General features: G+C 37.7%; 12 protein-coding genes. 11 read left to right on the plus strand and 1 reads right to left on the minus strand.

Annotated elements, in window-relative coordinates; translation table 11 throughout:
- The coding region (locus SKA34_RS11090) for a carboxy terminal-processing peptidase (RefSeq protein WP_006645623.1) at positions 1-779 on the plus strand (779 nt) is incomplete at its 5' end.
- Between the two features lie 199 nt (positions 780-978).
- Complete coding sequence (locus tag SKA34_RS11095) at positions 979-1,644, plus strand: lipocalin family protein (RefSeq protein ID WP_006645624.1); 666 nt, start codon at positions 979-981, stop codon at positions 1,642-1,644.
- Positions 1,645-1,796: 152 nt separating this feature from the next.
- Here SKA34_RS11095 and pncB read toward each other — a convergent pair whose 3' ends face one another.
- A complete protein-coding gene (gene pncB / locus SKA34_RS11100; protein ID WP_006645625.1) occupies positions 1,797-2,996 on the minus strand; it encodes a nicotinate phosphoribosyltransferase in 1,200 nt (399 codons plus the stop codon).
- A gap of 768 nt (positions 2,997-3,764) precedes the next feature.
- On the opposite strand from pncB, the gene pepN reads away from it, so the two are divergent.
- The 9 genes from pepN to SKA34_RS11145 all read left to right on the plus strand — a co-directional run bounded on the left by pepN (position 3,765) and on the right by SKA34_RS11145 (position 21,128).
- The gene (gene pepN / locus SKA34_RS11105; RefSeq protein ID WP_006645626.1) at positions 3,765-6,380 is read left to right on the plus strand and encodes an aminopeptidase N; all 2,616 of its coding nucleotides are present in this window, start codon (positions 3,765-3,767) and stop codon (positions 6,378-6,380) included.
- A gap of 127 nt (positions 6,381-6,507) precedes the next feature.
- Complete coding sequence (locus SKA34_RS11110) at positions 6,508-6,732, plus strand: DUF2835 domain-containing protein (protein ID WP_006645627.1); 225 nt, start codon at positions 6,508-6,510, stop codon at positions 6,730-6,732.
- Between the two features lie 118 nt (positions 6,733-6,850).
- Positions 6,851-11,674, plus strand: coding sequence for an NAD-glutamate dehydrogenase (locus tag SKA34_RS11115; protein ID WP_006645628.1), 4,824 nt, complete (start codon positions 6,851-6,853; stop codon positions 11,672-11,674).
- Positions 11,675-12,018: 344 nt separating this feature from the next.
- Positions 12,019-13,029, plus strand: a complete 1,011-nt coding sequence (gene pyrD / locus SKA34_RS11120) for a quinone-dependent dihydroorotate dehydrogenase (protein ID WP_006645629.1) — start codon at positions 12,019-12,021, stop codon at positions 13,027-13,029.
- 254 nt (positions 13,030-13,283) lie between these two features.
- Positions 13,284-13,823 carry a cell division protein ZapC gene (locus SKA34_RS11125; protein WP_006645630.1) on the plus strand — a complete coding sequence of 180 codons (540 nt, stop codon included), beginning with the start codon at positions 13,284-13,286 and terminating at the stop codon, positions 13,821-13,823.
- Between the two features lie 969 nt (positions 13,824-14,792).
- Positions 14,793-16,931, plus strand: coding sequence for a bifunctional 23S rRNA (guanine(2069)-N(7))-methyltransferase RlmK/23S rRNA (guanine(2445)-N(2))-methyltransferase RlmL (rlmKL, locus tag SKA34_RS11130; protein ID WP_006645631.1), 2,139 nt, complete (start codon positions 14,793-14,795; stop codon positions 16,929-16,931).
- Complete coding sequence (locus SKA34_RS11135) at positions 16,931-17,182, plus strand: glutaredoxin family protein (RefSeq protein WP_006645632.1); 252 nt, start codon at positions 16,931-16,933, stop codon at positions 17,180-17,182. Before rlmKL ends, SKA34_RS11135 begins: the two co-directional genes overlap by 1 nt.
- 5 nt (positions 17,183-17,187) lie before the next feature.
- Entirely contained in the window at positions 17,188-19,122 is a 1,935-nt protein-coding gene (locus SKA34_RS11140) for an ABC transporter ATP-binding protein (RefSeq protein ID WP_006645633.1), read from the plus strand.
- Complete coding sequence (locus SKA34_RS11145) at positions 19,122-21,128, plus strand: DUF3466 family protein (protein WP_006645634.1); 2,007 nt, start codon at positions 19,122-19,124, stop codon at positions 21,126-21,128. Before SKA34_RS11140 ends, SKA34_RS11145 begins: the two co-directional genes overlap by 1 nt.
- Positions 21,129-21,249: the final 121 nt, after the last annotated feature.

Here is a 21,249-nt window from a genome sequence, read left to right on the forward strand (position 1 = left end):
TATTTATTTCAAGCGGGCCTATTGTTCAAGTTCGTGATAGTTATGGTCGCGTAAAAGTTAACAGTGATTCAGATAATCAAGTTTTCTTTAATGGCCCGTTAACTGTTTTAATTAACCGTTATAGTGCATCTGCATCTGAAATATTTGCTGCGGCAATGCAAGATTATGGTCGAGCAGTGGTACTTGGTGAACAATCATTTGGTAAAGGTACTGTACAACAGCATCGTTCTCTAAATCATTTGTATGATTTATTTGATAAGCCACTTGGCCATGTTCAATATACCATTCAGAAGTTCTACCGTATTAATGGTGGTAGTACTCAGAATTTAGGTGTTGTGCCTGATATCTCTTTCCCAACAGCGGTTGATCCATCTGAAACAGGTGAAAGTGTTGAAGATAATGCATTACCGTGGGATAGCATCAAGCCTGCTAAATATAAGCAACTTCATAGTTATTCGTCAATTCTTCCTAAGTTGAACGAAGAACACCTTGCACGAATTAAGAGTGATATGGAGTTTGGTTTCATTAATGAAGATATCAAAACCTATAAAAAGGAAAAGGATATCAACAGTATTTCATTAAATGAAAAAACGCGTTTAGCTGAGCAAGATAAAGAAGATGCTGATCGATTGGTACGTTTAAACAAGCGTCAAAAAGCACTAGGTAAAAAACCATTTGCTGATTTGGATGCGGTACCAAAAGATTATGAAGCACCTGATGCTTATTTAGATGAAGCCATTGGTATTACGGCTGATTTAACAAAAATTAAATCATCGTAATTTGCTGACAGTATCCAGCAATATATAAATAAGCGCTCCTTTAAGGGGCGCTTTTTATTTCTCTTTGTTACTGTAACAATCTCACAACTAAGATTTGTTGCATATTCAAGTGTGACCTACCGCATATTTTTCATCGCAAAATAGCTTTACCAACTAGTTTTAAAGTACATGCACTTTGTTCTAGTAACAGGGGAAGCCTATGAAAAAGCTATTCTTTATTATCGTACTATTCTTCTTTAGCACATTTAGCCGTCCAATCATTGCCGACGATATTACGGAGTTTGACTATCCATTTTTATTAGGTAATTGGTATTGGTTTAGCTCAACAGAAGCTGGCGTTGAAAGTGAAGGTGAAAGTTATCGTGCAATGCATGTAATGTTCAAATCTGACTATGCATTTGCAATGCGTTTACTGCGTATTGATGGAAAAATAGAACAATGGTCTGGCGAGTATAATATTGACGAAACCAATATTACTTTTGTCACAGAAGGCGAAGACGATCAAATGCATACTTATATGCTTAGTTATAATCAGTTCGTGCTAGATGGTGCAAGATTTACGAAGTTAGCACCTGAAAATCTACCCGGTAATTGGAAAACTTCAACGATATCAGGTTCTGATGTTGACCACAGTATTTCAGAGCTTTCGCTCACGTTACGCCCTGATTTCTTATTTTCCGCTGAAGTTTCAAATGATAAGGGAAAATCAAAAGAGCATCGCGGTATTTATTACATTGAAGATAATCAACTGGTTTTATTATATGAAGATGGGCAACACGATTCTGAATTTAAATTAAGTAGTAATGACACCTTAACATTAACCAATACTCATTTTGGAATGGAAGCGATATTACAACGAGAATAATTTTAACTAATGTAGAGACTATGCTCGTTGTGAAAGGGAAGGTCATTCTATAATTTTTATAATATTAAAAAACGTAGCATTGGTTATGATATGCAAACAAAAAGGCGAATAAGATAACTTGTTCGCCTTTTAAATTTAAATTAGTTTAAGCTTTATTCGTTAGCTAGATTAAATGCAGTACGAAGCTGATCTAAATAGTCTTCATCTCGACAAATGCTTTTACCTGGCTCGTCTGAAATTTTTGCTACAGGACGACCTTCACATTCTGTTAGTTTCAACACAATGTTCAATGTTTTTACATTTGGTAAATCACAGGTTAGCTGTGTACCAATACCAAAACTTACATTTATTTGATGATTGAAATGTTTAAAGATGTTCAGTGCTTTATCAAGTGTTAGGCTATCAGAAAATACCAATGATTTTGTTTTTGGATCAATGCCTAACGATTTGTAATGTGCAATGGCCTTTTCACCCCATGAAATAGGATCACCACTATCATGGCGTAAACCAATGAAACGTTCAGATAAACGTTTATCAAAATCACGCAAGAAAGCATCCATATTGATACAGTCAGTGAGCGCAATACCTAAATCATTAGGGTACTCTTGTAGCCAACGGTTCAACGCTAATTGTTGAGAATCAGCAAGTTCACCCGCTAATTGTTGATGGCCTTGGAACCATTCGTGAGCTTGAGTACCAACAGGTGTTAAATTACGAGTATATGCAAGGTAGTAGTTTGAAGTACCTTTGAACTCTGGCATATTTTCTTTTAAGTAATTAACAACTTTATGATGAACTGTTTTAGAAAAACGACGACGAGTACCAAAGTCTACCAGCGCAAATTTACTTAAATCTGTATCTTGTGCATTGTGGTAGAAGCGTGAAATTTTTTCTTGTAATTGTTTGATAGCATCTTCGGGCGTTGCATCTGGGTATAAGTGTGCACAGCGCACCTCACAAATAATCGCTAGAAGAGGAACTTCCCATAAGATCACATCCAACCATTTACCACGAATGGTAATAGATAATTGTTCACCAGAATCATCAACACAAACATCATCTGCATTTAGTTGGAAATTGCTTAAATACTCAAGATAATCAGCACTGAAAAAAGTTAATGTTGATAGATAATTGATTTCATCGTCAGCAAAAGAAAGAGCTGCGAGTTTTGCGATTTGATGTTTGATCTCTTGAGAGTACGGGCGGAGATCTTCGTCGCTTCGGCAGTGGAATTCAGCCACAGCTTCAACGTCTGGGTATTGATGAAAAATTGCCTGTTGCATATGCAATTTATACGCATCAGTATCAAGCAGGGAGTTGATAACCCCAATATTGTGTTGGTTATTATTCATATCTGACTGTAGATACTTATTAGAAGTGATAATAAATCTATGTATAACTTGATTTTATTATTATTCAATGGGTTATATTATTGAATAATAATAAAAAATAGAGTTTATTAATGCCTTAAGTTACGACTGATTGTGAACTAAGATGTGATGTTCGTCAAGTATAAGCATTCTCATTAGGCTTTATGGACTCATGAAGTTTGCTTTTTAAATCTATAGCTTACGCATTATTTATAAGTTTTTAATTCTCTTATCGTTATGGACAATATATCAATAGGTATGGTCTATTTGAGTAGTAGCTTGATTGAGGTGTACTAGTATATTGTAAATTAAAGAATATATTTACTAAGTGATTTTAGACAATATATAAGCTAAAGACTGACTGGTTGTTTATTCATCAATACTGAGTATTTAAAAGTTATCTAGTATCTGACAGTTAACCACTCATGCATTATCGAGAGAAAAAATTATTATTAATGGTAAGTAAAACAGTATTTCTTTATTTTAAATTGTACTTTATATAGAAATATTGATTAATTTATATCCTATAGCAGCGAGATTTAGATATGCTGATTGAAATTTGATTTATTTTTAATCGTTTAATTGTGAAAACTAAGATATTGAACGTTAGAGACAAAACTATCGGATATATTTGATATTAATTCTTGTTTGAACGTTATAGTATCAAACAACAAATATTGTTTGTCGTTCTATTAACACCTGTCTATTAATGCAAGGTTTGGTAGACCGTTTATAAAAGGAAATATAATAATGACAGAGCAGGCATCTTTACAACCCACAGCTAAATATCGTTCCGATTATCGTCAACCAGATTACACTATTACAGATATCGATTTAACGTTTGATCTTAATGACACTAATACAGCGGTGACAGCGCAAAGCAAGGTTATTCGTGTTAGTGATAATGATGCTGCTCAACTTGTACTTGATGGTGATGAACTTGCTATTGTGAGTGTTTCTGTCAATGGCAAAGTCTGGATGTCATATATTCAAGAAGGTAGCCACTTAACATTATCAGATCTGCCTGCTCAATTTGATTTAACGATCGTGACAACCGTTAATCCAGAAGCAAATACTGCATTAGAAGGGTTGTACAAGTCAGGCGGTGGTTTCTGTACTCAGTGTGAAGCGGAAGGTTTCCGTCGAATTACTTATTATCTTGATCGTCCTGATGTACTGGCTCGTTTTACCACTAAGATCATTGCGGATAAAGCAGCATTCCCATATTTACTTAGTAATGGTAACCGTATTGCTGAAGGTGACTTAGACAATGGTCGTCACTGGGTACAATGGCAAGACCCATTCCCAAAACCTTCATATCTCTTTGCTTTAGTAGCTGGTGACTTTGACGTTTTACGAGATAACTACACGACAATGAGTGGTCGTAACGTAGAACTCGAAATCTTCGTTGATAAAGGTAACCTTGATCGCGCAGATTACGCCATGACTTCATTGAAAAACTCAATGAAGTGGGATGAAGAACGCTTTGGTCTTGAATACGATTTAGATATCTACATGATTGTGGCCGTTGATTTCTTCAACATGGGCGCAATGGAAAATAAAGGTTTGAATGTCTTTAACTCTAAATTCGTTCTTGCAAACCCTAAAACAGCAACGGATACTGATTACCAAGGTATTGAAGCTGTGATTGGTCATGAATACTTCCATAATTGGACTGGTAACCGCGTGACTTGCCGTGATTGGTTCCAATTAAGCTTAAAAGAAGGCTTAACGGTATTTCGTGATCAAGAGTTTTCATCAGATCTTGGCTCTCGCCCAGTAAACCGTATTGCCAATGTCCGTATTGTACGAGGTCCACAGTTTGCCGAAGATCGTGGCCCAATGTCTCACCCAATTCGTCCTGAAAAAGTGATTGAGATGAATAACTTCTACACATTAACTGTGTATGAAAAGGGGAGCGAAGTGATCCGCATGATGCACACTTTACTAGGTGAGGCAAACTTCCAAGCAGGCATAAAGCTGTACTTTGATCGCCATGACGGTACAGCTGCAACTTGTGATGATTTTGTTCAAGCAATGGAAGATGCATCAGGTATTGATTTGTCTCGCTTCCGTCGTTGGTACAGCCAAGCAGGAACGCCGATTGTTACTGTTGATACAGTATACGATGCAGATGCCAAGTGTTACAGCGTCACTATCAAGCAGCATACCGCTCCAACAGCAGGGCAAGAGGAAAAGTTACCACTTCATATTCCATTTGATATCGAGCTATACGATAGCAAAGGTGAGGTTATTGCACTGCAATTAGATGGTAAGCCAGTTCACAACGTGTTAGATGTTAAAGAAGCAGAGCAAACTTTCGTATTTGAGAATGTTGCTGAACAACCTGTGATGTCGATGCTGCGTGAATTCTCTGCACCTGTGATCTTAGAATATGATTATTCAGATCAAGAGCTGATCTTCTTGATGATCCACGCGCGTAACGAGTTCGCTCGTTGGGATGCTGGCCAAATGCTATTAGCGAAATACATTCGTAAGAATGTGGCAGCTGTTCAAGCTGGTGAGTCAGTTCAACTACCTGAAGCGGTTGTTGATGCTTTCCGTGGTGCATTATTGGATGAAAACCTTGATCCTGCATTTATCGCTGAAATGCTGACACTACCGAGTGAAAATGAAATTGCTGGTTGGTACGAGCAAGTTGATGTTGATGCAATCAATAATGTTGTTGGTGCGTTAACTCTAATTTTAGCAACAGAAATGGAAGATGAGTTACATCGTAGCTTAGTGCAAGGTGAATATAATCTTGCTCATGATGCTATGGCTAAACGCGCATTGCGTAACAAGTGTTTATCTTATCTAGCACATACGGCTGAAGGTAATGATTTAGTGACTGAGCAATATGCAGCTGCTGACAACATGACTGATACAATGGCTGCTATGTCTGCTTCGAATAATGCGCAATTAACTTGTCGCGCAGCACAAATGTCAGACTTTAGTGATAAGTGGACGCACGATGGTTTAGTTATGGATAAGTGGTTCATGCTACAAGGCACTAATCCTGCTGATAATGCGCTAGAAAATGTGCGTAATACTATGAATCACAAAGCGTTTAGCTTGAAAAACCCTAACCGTACTCGTAGTTTAGTTGCGAGTTTCTGTGCGAATAACCCAGTACATTTCCATGATAAAGATGGTTCTGGCTACGCGTTTTTAGCTGAAATATTAACTACGCTAAATACCAGTAATCCACAAGTGGCTTCCCGTTTGATTGAGCCATTCTTGAAATTCCGCCAGTATGATGAGGCTCGTCAGCAGTTAATGCGAAAAGAGCTTGAGAAATTAGCAGCACTTGATAATTTAGCTAAAGACTTATTTGAAAAAGTGCATAAAGCGCTTGAACAATAAATAATAGTTCGCTAAAAAATAGAGCCAAGTACCTTATTACTAAACATTTTCTATTAGGGAATGTTTAATCGGGACTTGGCTTTTTCTATATTAGGCTATTGAACGAATTAATGAGATAAAAGGAATTATGCGAAGTTTTACTTTTCGAGTGAATATTAGTTATCAAGTTTTCTTACAGCATTATTCTGGTGCAGCAAGTAGTGCTGTCGTGGTGACAGAAAATGGATTAAAACTCCAATTGCCCGCTGTGCGTTTACGTCCGTACCTAACGCAAATGGGTGTACGAGGGCGTTTTCAAGTTGCTGTCGATGATAATAATAAATTGACTACATTAACGAAATTGTCTGATTAGTGTATATATCTATTATTATAACTTAATTGTGATCGAGTATTTTATTTGAAACACGGACAGAAAATTGCATATCTATATCTATACTTACCTAAGATAGTAAAAGTTATGGGATTTTCTTATGAATGCGCCGGAAAATGTAGTTCCTGTATTACTAGAAAAAGTATACGGTTTAATAAAATCCAAAGTTGATAATACTCAGCAAGCACTGGTTGAGGTGTTTGCTAAAAGCCTTCTAAATCAATTGGCTGATGATGATTTATTACAGCGAAATGAATCTGATTTGTATGGTGCAGTGCTTAGCCTATGGCATCACCTTGTTAAAAATGACCCTCAGCAAATATCAGTCCGAGTTTACAACCCTACGTTAAGTCAACATGGATGGAAATCAACACATACTGTTGTTGAAATTGTAATGCCAGATAAACCCTTTCTCGTGGATTCTGTTCGAATGACTTTAAATAGGCTCGGACTAACCAGTCATTTAATGTTGAATGGCCCTTACTGTTTTGAACGTGATAAAGATAACAATATAGTGACTGCTTGTGGTCTAAAAGGAAATTTACAAACACTTTTTCATATTGAGGTAGACCGTTTAACCAAAAAAAGTGAAATGAAACTGATTCACGATGAGTTAGATACTGTTTTAAGAGATATTGATTTGGTTGTTCAAGATTGGGAACCAATGAAGAATAAAATGCAACAGATCATAACTTCATTAAAAACTACTTCACTCCCTATTAATGAAAACTATTGTGAAGAAGCAATAGAATTCCTCGATTGGCTACTAAATCATAATTACACATTTATGGGATACCATTGTTATGATTTATTGGCAGTAAAAGGTGACTATAAATTAAGTCCTAATAAGCAAGCTGGACTCGGGCTTTTAAGTAAACCAGGGCACGCCCGAACAATGTACTTATCCAGTTTACCTGAATCTGCCCAACTTGAAGCTAAAAATACAGAGCTCTTAATATTAACAAAGAGTAATGCTAAATCACGTATTCATCGTTCAGCATATATTGATTATATAGGTATAAAGAAATTCGATAAATCGGGTAAGGTTATCGGTGAACATCGGTTTATAGGTCTATATACATCAGCAGCTTATCATCAAACTGTTATCCATATTCCCCTTATTAGAAACCGAGTTAAACGTATTTTAGAGGCCAGCGGATTTACGCCGGGATCCCATTCTTGGAAAGCACTTAATAATGAATTAGAAACCTACCCAAGAGATGAGTTAATCCAAGCAAAAGAAGAGGAGATGTTAGAAGTTGGCATAGGTGTTGTTAGAATGCAAAACAGAGATATGCTGCGCTTATTTGTCAGGAAGGATCCTTTTGGAAGGTTTTTCTCCTGTATGGTATATGTGGATAAAGAGCGTTATGACACAGAGCTTCGACAAAAAACACAAAAGGTATTAAAAGAATATTTAGGTTCCTATCAAGATTTTGAATTTACAACATATTTTACCGAGAGTTCATTAGCAAGAACGCATTATATCGTGCGGGTCAATAATAATAACTTTGATATTGATATTAAATTTATAGAACATAACTTAGAAGTGGCAATAGCTTCGTGGGAAGATCGGATAACGCAATCTCTTATTGCTAATTATGGAGAAAGCTTGGGAATTCCTATTGCAAAAAACTATTCAAAAGCGTTTCCTCGCTCTTATAAAGAACAAATGTTACCAGGGTCTGCTGTTGCAGATGTAAAGCAGTTAGAAAGTCTAGATGAACATAATAAATTAGGTATGTTGTTTTATCGTCCACAAGAGGAATCTACAGACTCATCGATTGTGAAGTTAAAGCTTTTCCACCGTGATGAACCTATTCACTTATCTGATGTGATGCCTATGCTGGAAAATCTTGGATTAAGAGTGATTGGAGAGACGCCTTATCAAGTGATCACAGCAGATGGCGTGGTGAACTGGATTTTAGATTTTGCAATGCTACACCATGTTAGAAATGGTATTGATCTATCTGAGGTAAGGGAGCGTTTTCAAGATGCCTTCTCAGATATTTGGTATGGTCATCTTGAGAGCGACGGATTTAACCGATTAGTTTTGCGTTCAGGTTTATCAGGAAGAGAAATTACAATATTACGAAGTTATGCTCGCTATATGCGACAAGTTGGCTTTCCATTTAGTCAGCAGTATATAGAAGATACGCTGTCTAATCATTGTAAGTTGGCTTGTTATTTGGTGTCGTTGTTTAAATTGCGATTTGATCCAAAAGCGAAATATAGTGAAAAAGCAGAGCAGTTGTTGATCAAAAAGATCGTAGGGCGACTGGAGAATGTCGAGAGTTTAGATGATGACAGGATCATTCGTCGTTATATGGATATGATCTTAGCAACACTCAGAACGAATTTTTATCAAAAAGCTGATACCGAAAAACCGAAAGCATGGCTATCACTCAAACTAAATCCATCTTCTATTCCTGAAATTCCAGCTCCAATCCCTCGTTACGAGATCTTTGTTTATGCTCCTGATGTAGAAGGCGTCCACTTGCGTGGGGGAAAAGTTGCTCGAGGTGGTTTACGTTGGTCAGACAGGCAAGAAGACTACCGCACAGAAATATTAGGACTAGTTAAAGCACAGCAGGTTAAAAACACGGTAATTGTACCTGTTGGTGCGAAAGGTGGCTTTATATGCAAACGGCAGCCTCAATTAACAACACGTGAAGATATAGCAGCAGAGGGATTGCATTGTTATCAACGCTTTATATGTGGTTTACTTGACGTAACAGATAATATAATAGAGGGAAAACGGTATCCACCAGCAAATGTAGTTTGTCATGATGAAGATGATCCTTACTTAGTCGTTGCGGCAGATAAAGGTACGGCAACGTTTTCAGATATCGCAAATTCATTGGCTGCTGATTATGATTTTTGGTTAGGTGATGCCTTCGCTTCAGGTGGCTCTAATGGTTATGACCATAAACAAATGGGGATAACAGCGAAAGGGGCTTGGGAGTCAGTCAAGCGGCATTTTAGAGAGATAGGAATTGATTGCCAAACAACAGATTTTAGTTGTGTCGGTATTGGTGATATGGCTGGCGATGTGTTTGGTAATGGGATGTTGTTATCAAAACACATTCGTTTATTAGCCGCCTTTAATCATCAGCATATCTTTATTGATCCAGCGCCGGATCCTGCAGCAAGTTGGTTAGAACGCAAACGCCTTTTTGAACTAAAACGATCAAGTTGGGAAGATTATGATCGTAATATTTTATCTGAAGGCGGGGCGATATTTTCACGTAAAAGCAAAGCGATAAAACTTGAACCTATTTTACAAACCTTGCTAAGAACGCGTAAGCAAAGTTGTACACCTAATGAGTTGATACACCTTATATTACAAATGCAGGTCGATTTATTGTGGAATGGCGGTATAGGAACATACATAAAATCGACTAAAGAGACTCACACCGACGTTGGTGATCGTGCCAATGATGCTGTTAGGGTTAATGGTTCTCAACTTGCAGCAAAGATTATAGGTGAAGGGGGGAACTTAGGCTTAACCCAGTTAGGTCGAGTTGAATTTGCGAAAGCTGGTGGTCGAGTGAATACCGATTTTATCGATAATGTGGGTGGCGTTGATTGCTCAGATAATGAAGTGAACATCAAAATTTTACTCAATAGTCTAGTGGCCGCAGATGAGCTGACATTTAAACAGCGTAATAGCATTTTAGAAAAGATGGAAGATGAGGTTGCTGAAATTGTATTAGATGATGCTTATCGCCAAAGTGAATCTATTTCAGTAACAGAGCAACAGCAAGTACAACTATTGAAAGAACAAACGCGGTTTATTCATTTATTGGAACGACAGGGTAAATTGGATCGAAGCCTTGAATATATACCAGATGATGAAACATTAGTAGAGCGTGAGAAAGCAGGGATTGGCTTAACACGACCAGAAATTGCTGTACTGGTGGCTTACGGTAAAATGGTGCTAAAAGAAAAACTCGTCAATCACGATATAGCCAGCGATCCATATCATTCTCGTCTTTTACCTGCTTATTTCCCTCAATTCTTACAAGATAACTACAGATCTCAAATGGAAAATCATCCATTACGACGTGAATTAATCGCAACATCATTAGCTAATTTGATGTCGAATGAAATGGGGTGCAATTTTGTCACTCGGCTGCAAGAAGAAACGGGGGCAACGATAAATGAAATTTCAGCATCTTACTCAATAGGACGTGAAATTTTTAAGTTTGAACAAATTTTTACAGAAATTAGAGCATTAGATAATCAAGTCTCAGCGCAAACGCAATATGATATGTTTTATCGTTCAAGACGCATGCTTCGTCGAGTTACACGATGGTTCCTACGTAATAGAGAACACAAGTTAGGTATTGAACAACAAATTGTATTCTATCAACCTTTTGTTGAGCAGTTACGAAATAAATTAGATAGTTACCTTGTAACCGAAGAAGTGATAGAGCATGAAGAGCAAGCGAAAGAAATGATCATTAAAGGTGTGCCTGAACTGTTGGCTAAAAACATTTCGCGCTTAACCAGTTTGTATTCAGCAATGGATATAGCACAAATTGCAAAAGAGACGGAAATTAACATATCTCATATTGCAAGAGTGTACTTTGTACTAGGGGCGCAATTATCACTTCATTGGTTCTTAAAGCAAATTCAAAACCAAGCTGTTGAGAATAATTGGCAAGCGTTAGCAAGAGCTTCATTTCGTGAAGATCTTGATTGGCAACAAAGACAATTAACAACAGCTGTTTTAATGACAAGCACCGCTAAGCCAGAAGAAAGTATATTACTATGGATGGAACAACAAAAAAAAGCAGTTGAACGATGGGAGAGTGTATTGGCTGAATTTAAAGTCGGTAATGTGCATGAGTTTGCAAAGTTTTCTGTCGCCTTACGTGAATTGACGATTCTTAATCTCAACTCACGGTCGATCCAGTAATAAGTGTATTTATCGTAATTGTCTAATGAGTTTATTAAGCTACGGCGTAACATTTTTAGTGACGGTGTAACTTGTTGTGATGTTATTTTGTTACATTGTCACTATTTAAGTGTTAACAACAAGGTTATAAAAATAACGAGTTACATTTTTCATAACTAAAAAGAAAACGATTGCTTATATGTGTAATAATTTGTGAAATTACGGAGCTATAACTTATTGTTAAACAAGGATTTAATTTCTAAGTCACTGTTTTATTGACAATAATCAAGAAATAACGATTGAAGTTAACAGAATAACTGTGAATAATACCATCCCGTTTATTCGGGACTTATTTTGGAGTTACAATGTTATACCGCATCGCACGTTCTGCTATTTTTCAGTTGGATGCTGAAAAAGCACACGACCTCGCTATTGAGAACTTTTCTCGCTTTACTGGCACTCCATTAGAACTTTTCTACCGACAAAATCTTCCAGCTAGTCCTGTCGAAGTAATGGGGCTTACATTTAAAAACCCTGTTGGCTTAGCAGCTGGTCTTGATAAAAATGGCGAATGTATCGATGCATTTGGTGAAATGGGTTTTGGCTTTGTTGAAGTAGGGACTGTAACACCTCGTCCACAGCCTGGTAATGATAAACCACGTCTTTTCCGTTTGATCCCAGCAGAAGGCATTATCAACCGTTTTGGTTTTAATAATCTTGGTGTTGATAATCTTGTTGAGAACGTAAAGAAAGCAAAATTTGACGGTATCATTGGCATTAATATCGGTAAAAATAAAGACACGCCGATTGAAAAGGGCGTTGAAGATTACATTATTTGTATGGAAAAAGTTTATCAATATGCTGGTTATATTGCAGTAAACATATCGTCACCGAATACACCAGGATTACGTACCTTACAATATGGTGAAGCTTTAGATGATCTGCTTTCTCAGCTTAAAGCGAAACAAGCTGAATTAGCGAAACAACATGATAAGTATGTTCCTTTAGCGCTTAAGATCGCTCCAGATCTTGATGATCATGAGATTCAACAGGTTTGTGATTCATTGATCCGTAATAATATAGACGGTGTGATTGGCACAAATACCACATTGGACCGCTCTTTGGTTCAAGGAATGGAACATTGTGATGAAGCGGGGGGATTAAGTGGGCGTCCTTTGCAAAACAAGAGTACTGAAGTTATTCGTAAAATGTCAGAAGCATTAAATGGTGCAGTACCAATCATTGGTGTTGGTGGTATTGATTCAGCAATGGCTGCTCGTGAAAAAATGATAGCAGGTGCAAGCCTTGTACAGGTTTATTCTGGCTTTATTTATCATGGCCCACGTTTAGTTAAAGATATTGTCAACGGTCTTTAACTGTTGCGAGAGCTTTATAAATAAAGTATTAAATTTTAAATATTGTCTGACATAAGAAAACCCAACTTGGTGAATACTAGGTTGGGTTTTTAATTATATGCTCAATCTATTTGTATAAAATATACATCTTATTTACTTGTAATTGAGCCGATATTTTCCCCTTTTATTTTATACATACGCGAGTAGAATTAAGCTAAAGTTTCATTATATGGTCACAGATACAAAATAAATCACTGTCTTTCAGGAGTAGGAATGTGTTAAAGCCAGATAATTCATGGAAATGGTATTTTGACGCTGAAATGAATTCACTCATGCTTGAGTTGAATGACGATATGCTTTTTCGTGTATCGTTACCAAGCAAGCTGCTTACTCCAGAAGCGAAAATAAGTGATATTTTTAATGTTGATGATATTGAAGCCTATCAAAACTTCCAAGAGCAGCTCGCTCATCTGCCAATTTCTGCTGCTAGAAAATGTGAATTAGCATTAAATGCTACAGCTGCACGACGTTTCCATAAGCCTATAATGCCAAAAAGTTGGTATTTCGCATCTCAACAAGGTTTAGAGCCATCACAGGGACAAGTTATTACACTAATGACTGCGTATTGTACTGCTCATTACGTTGTAATTGAAAACAGTGGGGTAGCGAGTCTCTGCATGCTTGCTGATGTTATTACTGTTGATTTAGATGGCGTTAAAAGTATGGAGTTCTGCGAGACCATTAAGGTAATGAATGATCGAATGGCCCCTTACTTTGTACAATTAGAACAGCAAAATTTTGCACTTGTAGGTTAGTTTTTCTTTATTTTAGATTTTGCCTTACATCCTTCCCAATCGCCCATAGCTAACAGCTTTTGATATCTATATAGTAATAAGGTTATTACTCCAAGCCTAATTTGCTATCTTTCTCTTTCTATCTAGTACCGCCTCGTTTTGTGCACCTGCATGCTTTTATCAATTAGATGGTAAAAAATCTCCTTTATAATTGAGATGGTTATCGTCCAAACCTCTCATTTTGTATATCCATTTTCTTCTTAGCAAGCTATTACAATAGTTTCTACAAAGCACATCATCAATTCCCATCTAGCGTGATAGTAATGTTCCCTTTAGGTATTTCAGGTGATTTAAAACGTATATTCATGTTCACCAATTAACTTAATAGATATTCATCAGGGCATATTTACCACTCTTAGTTTAAAAATTGCACTTAAATGTGCAGTAGGTCTCAAAGTTTTCGTATAAAGAAAGGCTGTTTTTACTGCTTTACTCAGGGAATATAGCTGGATTAAGGCGCTAATTCCTTTATTACATTACGTATTATTGATGTTTGCTTCCTCTTTTTTTTATCATTTATAGTTAAATAGTGGTCATGAAATAATGTTGGAATAATTTATTCCACCGGAGGGGTGTGAAAATATAAAGTAGTAGCTTTGATTGTTTTTTATCTTTTAATTGATTGAATTTAATAGATATAACAAGTGTTTTTGCTGGTGGATAATTGTTTTCTTTGGCCGTTTGATTATTCCAGATTAACTTTTTTGTTTTGTTTGATGAAAACGGTTATGCATTACTTTTTTATCTTTGTATTAACGGCAAGCTGTACAGTTAAGAGAAGATGTTTGTTGTTACATCATTTTTGAATGAGAACTTACTGATTGAATAATGAATTTTTTTTCTTAAATGAGCCATTTCATTACTGTTTGACGAGGCATTTTTTGTGATTTCGGTTATAATTCGACGCAATATTAGTGTGAAAAGAACTCCATGAATCAATATCTAGCGATTACTTCCCGCGGCCTTGAAAATTTGCTGGCGGATGAATTAGAACAATTAGGTGCACAGAACATTCAAGTTGTGCATGCCGGTGTCCGTTTCAAAGCAGAACAAGCAACAGCTTATCGTTGTTGTCTATGGACACGAATCTCATCACGTATCATTCAAGTACTGAGTGAATTTAACGTTCGTGATGATATGGATTTGTACTTAGGTGCAACAGCTATCAACTGGATGAACTATTTTGATAGCAATACACGTATTGTGGTCGATTTTAATGGTACTAACCGTGAAATCCGTAACAGCCAATACGGTGCAATGAAAATTAAAGATGCGATTGTAGATCGATTTACAAAAGCTGATTTACGTCGCCCTAATATTGACCGTGAACGTCCTGATCTACGTATCCACATGCGTCTATCTGGTGAGAAAGGTATTCTTGGCCTTGATATGGCAGGTAGTGGTTTACACCAACGTGGTTACCGTAGTGAAGCGGGTAAAGCACCACTACGTGAAACCCATGCGGCTGCACTTGTTATGAAAAGCGGCTGGACACCAGATCAAGCATTGTTAGATCCAATGTGTGGTTCAGGTACATTAGTGATTGAAGCTGCGATGATTGCCGCTGAAATTGCACCAGGTCTTAAACGTAAGCGTTGGGGCTTTGAATCTATCAAAGACTTTGATCAAGAAGCTTGGTTAGAGATCCATGCAGAAGCAACCGTTAAATCTCGTCGAGGTCCTGCAAAAGTCACCACCAAGTTCTTTGGTCGTGAAATGGATCGTCGTGTATTAGCGATTGCTCGTGATAACGCTGGTCGTGCCGGTGTCAAAAATCTGATTGATTTTGAATATGGTGATGTAACGCAACTTGTTCGTACAGAAGGGTTCGAAACAGGAATTATCCTGTGTAACCCGCCATATGGTGAACGTTTAGGTACAACTCCTGAACTTATTGCATTGTACAAAGAGTTTGGTAACCGTTTAAAACTTGCTTTTGCGGGTTCTGTTGCTGCCATTTATTCAGGCTCGAACGAATTGTTAAGTTGTATGCGTATGCGTGCAGATAAGCAATTTAAGCTTCGTAACGGCGCATTAGATTGTGTCCTTAAAACTTACCTGATCACTGCGGGTAGTGTTCAGAAAGAAGAAGGTCAATTTGAAGGTGTGGTCGTTCAAGAAGAGGTGGCGCCTGATTTTGCGAACCGTCTTAAGAAGAACATGACTAAGTTAGATAAATGGGCAAAACGTGAAGGTATCGAATGTTACCGTATCTATGATGCTGATTTACCAAACTACAATGCCGCGATTGATAAGTATAAAGATTACTTAATCATCCAAGAATATGCAGCGCCTAAGTCCGTTTCTGAAGAAACAGCTCGTCGTCGTATTATGGATGTGTTGCGTGCGACAATTGAAGTTACGGGTGTAGAAAGCAATAAAGTTATTCTTAAAGTCCGTGAGCGACAAAAAGGTAAGAACCAATACCAGAAGCTATCAAGTGCAGAACGCCACATGATTGTAGAAGAGTACGGTGTTGAACTTAAAGTTAATCTTTATGATTATTTAGATACGGGTTTGTTCCTTGATCACCGTATTACACGTCGTATGCTGGGCCAAATGGCAACAGGTAAAGATTTTCTTAACTTGTTCTCATACACAGGATCTGCAACCGTTCATGCCGCTGTAGGTGGTGCAAAGACAACAACTACCGTTGATATGTCGAATACTTACCTTCGTTGGGCTCAAGAGAATATGGAGCTTAATAATCAGATTGGCCCACAACATGAATATGTTCAGGCAGACTGTTTACAGTGGCTACAAGAAGTTGATGATACTTTTGATCTGATTTTTATCGATCCACCAACTTTCTCTAACTCTAAGCGTATGAAGCAGACGTTTGACATTCAACGTGATCACATCATGTTAATGGAAAACCTAAAGCGTATGCTTCGCCCTGACGGTCAAATTGTTTTCTCAAACAATAAACGTCAGTTCAAGATGGATTTAGATAAAATTAATGAACTTGGCTTACAGGCGAAGAATATCTCAAATAAAACACTGCCGATGGACTTTGCTAAGAACAAGCAAATCCATAACTGCTGGATTATTACTCACAAGGAAGACTAGTGTTAATCACACTTTATAGCACGGAAGGCTGCCACCTTTGCGAGCAGGCATATCGTCTGCTCGTAGAGGCTGGGTTTAAAGATAAAGTAGATATTGTCGATATCGCATTTGATGACGCACTGTTTTCTCGTTACGGTGTAACTATACCTGTACTTTCTATTCAAAATCATGATCGTAATGTTCCTGAGTTAGGCTGGCCCTTTGATACAGATTCATTAAAAACATGGTTAATAACAAATAAGCTTGGTTAATTTCGATGGCACTTATAAAAATTAGTAACGCTCAACTAGCGTATGGCGATCATGCTTTACTTGATAAAGCAGAATTCCTTCTTCAGCCACATGAACGTGTTTGTCTTGTTGGTCGTAATGGCGCTGGTAAATCAACGTTAATGAAGGTGATTGCTGGTGATGTATTACTCGACGACGGTAGTATTCAGCGTCAAAATGAGCTGGTAGTTTCTCGTTTAGAGCAAGATCCACCACGTAATGCAGAAGGGTCTGTATTTGATTACGTTGCGGAAGGTCTTGCTGATGCAGGTCGTGTTCTGCGTGAATATCATCACCAACTGGATCTTGTAACTACGGATCCTAGTGAAGCGAACATTAATAAACTGGCGCGTATTCAAGAACAAGTTGACCATCATAACGGTTGGCAGTTAGATACGCGTATTGCAGCAGTCCTTGAAAGTTTGAAGCTTGAGCCTCATACACTTCTGACTGACTTGTCTGGTGGTTGGCAACGTAAAGCAGCACTTGCACGTGCGCTTGTATGTGATCCTGATATTTTGTTACTTGATGAACCAACAAACCACCTTGATGTGACAACGATTGAATGGTTAGAAGGTTTTCTAAAAGACTTCCGTGGTTCAATTATCTTCATTTCGCATGACCGTGCCTTTATTCGTTCTATGGCAACACGTATTGTTGATTTAGATCGTGGTCAATTAGTGTCTTTCCCTGGTGATTATGACGGTTACTTGGAAGCAAAAGTTGAATTATTGCGTGTTGAAGAAGAACAAAATGCATTATTTGACAAAAAATTAGCACAAGAAGAAGTGTGGATCCGTCAAGGTATTAAAGCTCGTCGTACACGTAATGAAGGTCGTGTACGTGCACTTAAGGCTTTACGTAATGAGCGTGCGGAACGTCGTGACGTTGTTGGTAAAGCGGATATGCAGTTACAAGACGCGAACCGTTCAGGTAAAATTGTCTTTGAAGCGAAGAATATCGGTTATAGCTATGGCGAGAAGCAAATCGTTAAAGATTTTAGCTTTAATGTTATGCGTGGCGATCGTATTGCCTTAATTGGTCCTAATGGTTGTGGTAAGAGTACCTTAATTAAACTGATGCTTGATAAACTGCAAGCAACAGAAGGTGACTTCCATTGCGGTACTAAGCTAGAAGTGGCTTATTTTGACCAGTACCGTGAAATTCTAGATCCAGAGAAGACCGTAATGGATAACCTTGCTGATGGTAAGCAAGAAGTGACAATCAACGGTAAAACTCGTCATGCGCTAGGTTATTTACAAGATTTCCTATTTCACCCACGTCGTGCTCGTACACCTGTTAAAGCACTGTCTGGTGGTGAGAAAAACCGACTATTGTTGGCAAAACTATTCCTAAAACCAAATAATTTACTGGTTCTCGATGAACCAACGAATGATTTAGATATCGAAACATTGGAACTTTTAGAAGATATACTTGCCAACTATCAAGGAACGTTACTTTTAGTGAGTCACGATCGTCAATTCGTTGATAATACTGTGACTACAAGCTGGATTTTTGAAGGTGAGGGCGTTGTTAACGAATACGTTGGCGGTTACCATGATGCACAATCTCAGCGTGCGAATTCTTATGCTAATCAAGCAAAAGAGCAGGCTGCAAAAATCGAATTAGAGAAGAGCAAGAAAGCTGCTCAAGCACAAAAGCAAAAAGACGTAACACCTAAACGTGCAGGTAAGAAGCTATCATTTACTCTTCAACATGAGTTAGCTGGCTTGCCGCAAAAAATTGAAGACTTGGAAAATGAAATCGCAAATATTCAGGAACAAATTAATGATCCTGCATTTTTCTCCGATCCAAAGAATGACACACAAGCAGCCCTTACTGGTTTAGCTAAGCTAGAAGAAGAGTTTGAAGTTGCCTTTGAACGATGGGAAGAATTGGAAGCGATGCAAAAGGAATCCTAATGCCACATAAGATGTTAAAACTATCAACACTTGCAATCTTAGTTGCTGGTGCATCTCAAGCTAGCGCTGCTGTTTATACGATTCAGCCTATAGAGCAAAATAGTACACTTGTTGATCAACCTTATCCTGTTCAATCAGATCGCTCTTTAACGTATGTCAGTACAGGTATTGAGTCATCAGGTACAGATGAAAGTTGTTTCACTACAGAGTGTAAAGATAATAGTTATAAAGTGACAGGTCAGGCTCTTCGTGGTTCTCAAGGAAAACCACTTCAGGATACTGTGGCTTATAACGCCAATGACCAGCAGGCTAACAGCGAAGATTCATTATGGCGCTACTGTGATTATAATCTTGGTTATCAAACATGTCAGGACTGGGCTAAACGTGAGTTCTTTGGTCTTGATTTTAATGATGACGATGAGTTTAATGCGCCTGGTCTTGGTGGATTGCAAAAGAAATCGGCAGCATGGGTAAACGGTTATTCATCTAATTCTCAAGGTTTAGTTGATGGATCACCTGTAACGACTTTTGCTTCTGATTTAACAAAGTACCATGGTTCCCAAACAGACAAACTTGGAAGCTTTAAAGGTTCGGCAGAAGAGAGTACCGATAGCACAGTAAACGGTGTAGTTGGTGATTTTGTTTACGGTATAACCTCATCAGCATTGTTTACTAATAGTTCTGGTAATCCACGTGCATTTGATAAGCGTGGTTTTGTGAATGCTGGTGGTAATGACATCGCACTTGATCCCGTAGCAAAAGATGAAAGTCCTCTTGTATCCAATATGGGACAAACACAAGCTAATGCCGGTGTTTTATTCAATGATAAACTATTAGTGGTTGGCTCATCCGCGTATTCTCCAAGTTTTTATGAAAAAGATGCTAATGGCGGTGAGCGCTATGATGAAAGTAAGTTACCAAGCGCTAAAGATATTTTAAACACAGACACACCATCTTTAGATTTTAATGATTTTAAAGCGTGTACAAATAGCTCAACTAATTTATACGCGAGCTGGGAATGTCAATTTAGTACTTTTGCTAATGAAGCTGCTTTTTGGTTAGTTGATGCAAATGGCGAGATTAAGTCAGGTTCTATTTCTAGTGGTACTGGTGCTCAGCGTGATGGCCTAGCTGTTTTTGATAGTGATAATGATAGTTTATCCTTCCAAGCATCTGCAAAATCTGTTGCATTAGTTAATGGTTCACCGCTTGCTGCGGGTTATTCTACTAGCGATGTTAATGGTGACTTCTATGCTATGCAAGCAGCATATTTCACTGCCGACAATGCTGAATTAACATCTTGGAAGCGTACATTTGTTCCTGGTTTATCAATTAAACCAGGTGATGATCGTGACTTTACTTACACAATTGCCAATGCTGTAAATAACCAGTCTATGATTGTAGGTGATGCAAAAGGTAATGGTCAAAAACCACTTCGTGCATATGTCTATAAGGTTGGCGCTCCAAATGCAGAATTTTTAGATCAGCTTGCTCCTTCACTTTTCTTTAAAAATTCAAATAGTCATGCATCGGCAGTTAATAACCATGATCAAGTAGTGGGCTGGGTTGATGTATCTACAGAAACGAAAGCTGAACGTAGACATCGTGCGTTTAGTTACATGGCTGATACAGCTCAAGGACCTTTAGCTGCTAAAAAGGCTTGGTTACTTGATGATCTGACTAATGATGGTAAACAAGATTCAAATGCCAATAAATACCGTATTATAAATGCAACAGGTGTTAATGATGCAGGTGTTATTTCAGCAACAGCGCTTTACTGTGAGAATGGTTATGATAACACTAGCCAGAGTTCTTTCTGTAATGGTGGTGAAACTGGTGCAGAGAAGTATGTATCCGTTAAATTAACGCCAATTAACGGAGCTAAGGAATCAGACATTATTGTTCGTAAAGCACAAGATGATGAGCCAGTAAAACGCTCTGGTGGTTCACTTGGCATTTTGGCTTTGACAGCGTTAGGCTTTATTGGTTTCAGACGCCGTAAGTAATTTTTAAAATAAATTACGTAATACCAACAAGCTCACATTTTGTGGGCTTGTTTCGTTTTTAAATTTGATAAATTGTTCGAAATAACCCATTTTTATTAGTGGAGAAACAAAAACTCCATCA

It is taken from the genome of Photobacterium sp. SKA34 (genome assembly GCF_000153325.1).
GTDB lineage: Bacteria > Pseudomonadota > Gammaproteobacteria > Enterobacterales > Vibrionaceae > Photobacterium.

Bases quoted from the DNA above. Each gene is read 5' to 3' on its own strand.
- SKA34_RS11095 (WP_006645624.1), top strand. From the start codon at position 979: ATGAAAAAGCTATTCTTTATTATCGTACTATTCTTCTTTAGCACATTT.
- pncB (WP_006645625.1), bottom strand. From the start codon at position 2,996: ATGAATAATAACCAACACAATATTGGGGTTATCAACTCCCTGCTTGAT.
- pepN (WP_006645626.1), top strand. From the start codon at position 3,765: ATGACAGAGCAGGCATCTTTACAACCCACAGCTAAATATCGTTCCGAT.
- SKA34_RS11110 (WP_006645627.1), top strand. From the start codon at position 6,508: ATGCGAAGTTTTACTTTTCGAGTGAATATTAGTTATCAAGTTTTCTTA.
- SKA34_RS11115 (WP_006645628.1), top strand. From the start codon at position 6,851: ATGAATGCGCCGGAAAATGTAGTTCCTGTATTACTAGAAAAAGTATAC.
- pyrD (WP_006645629.1), top strand. From the start codon at position 12,019: ATGTTATACCGCATCGCACGTTCTGCTATTTTTCAGTTGGATGCTGAA.
- rlmKL (WP_006645631.1), top strand. From the start codon at position 14,793: ATGAATCAATATCTAGCGATTACTTCCCGCGGCCTTGAAAATTTGCTG.
- SKA34_RS11140 (WP_006645633.1), top strand. From the start codon at position 17,188: ATGGCACTTATAAAAATTAGTAACGCTCAACTAGCGTATGGCGATCAT.
- SKA34_RS11145 (WP_006645634.1), top strand. From the start codon at position 19,122: ATGCCACATAAGATGTTAAAACTATCAACACTTGCAATCTTAGTTGCT.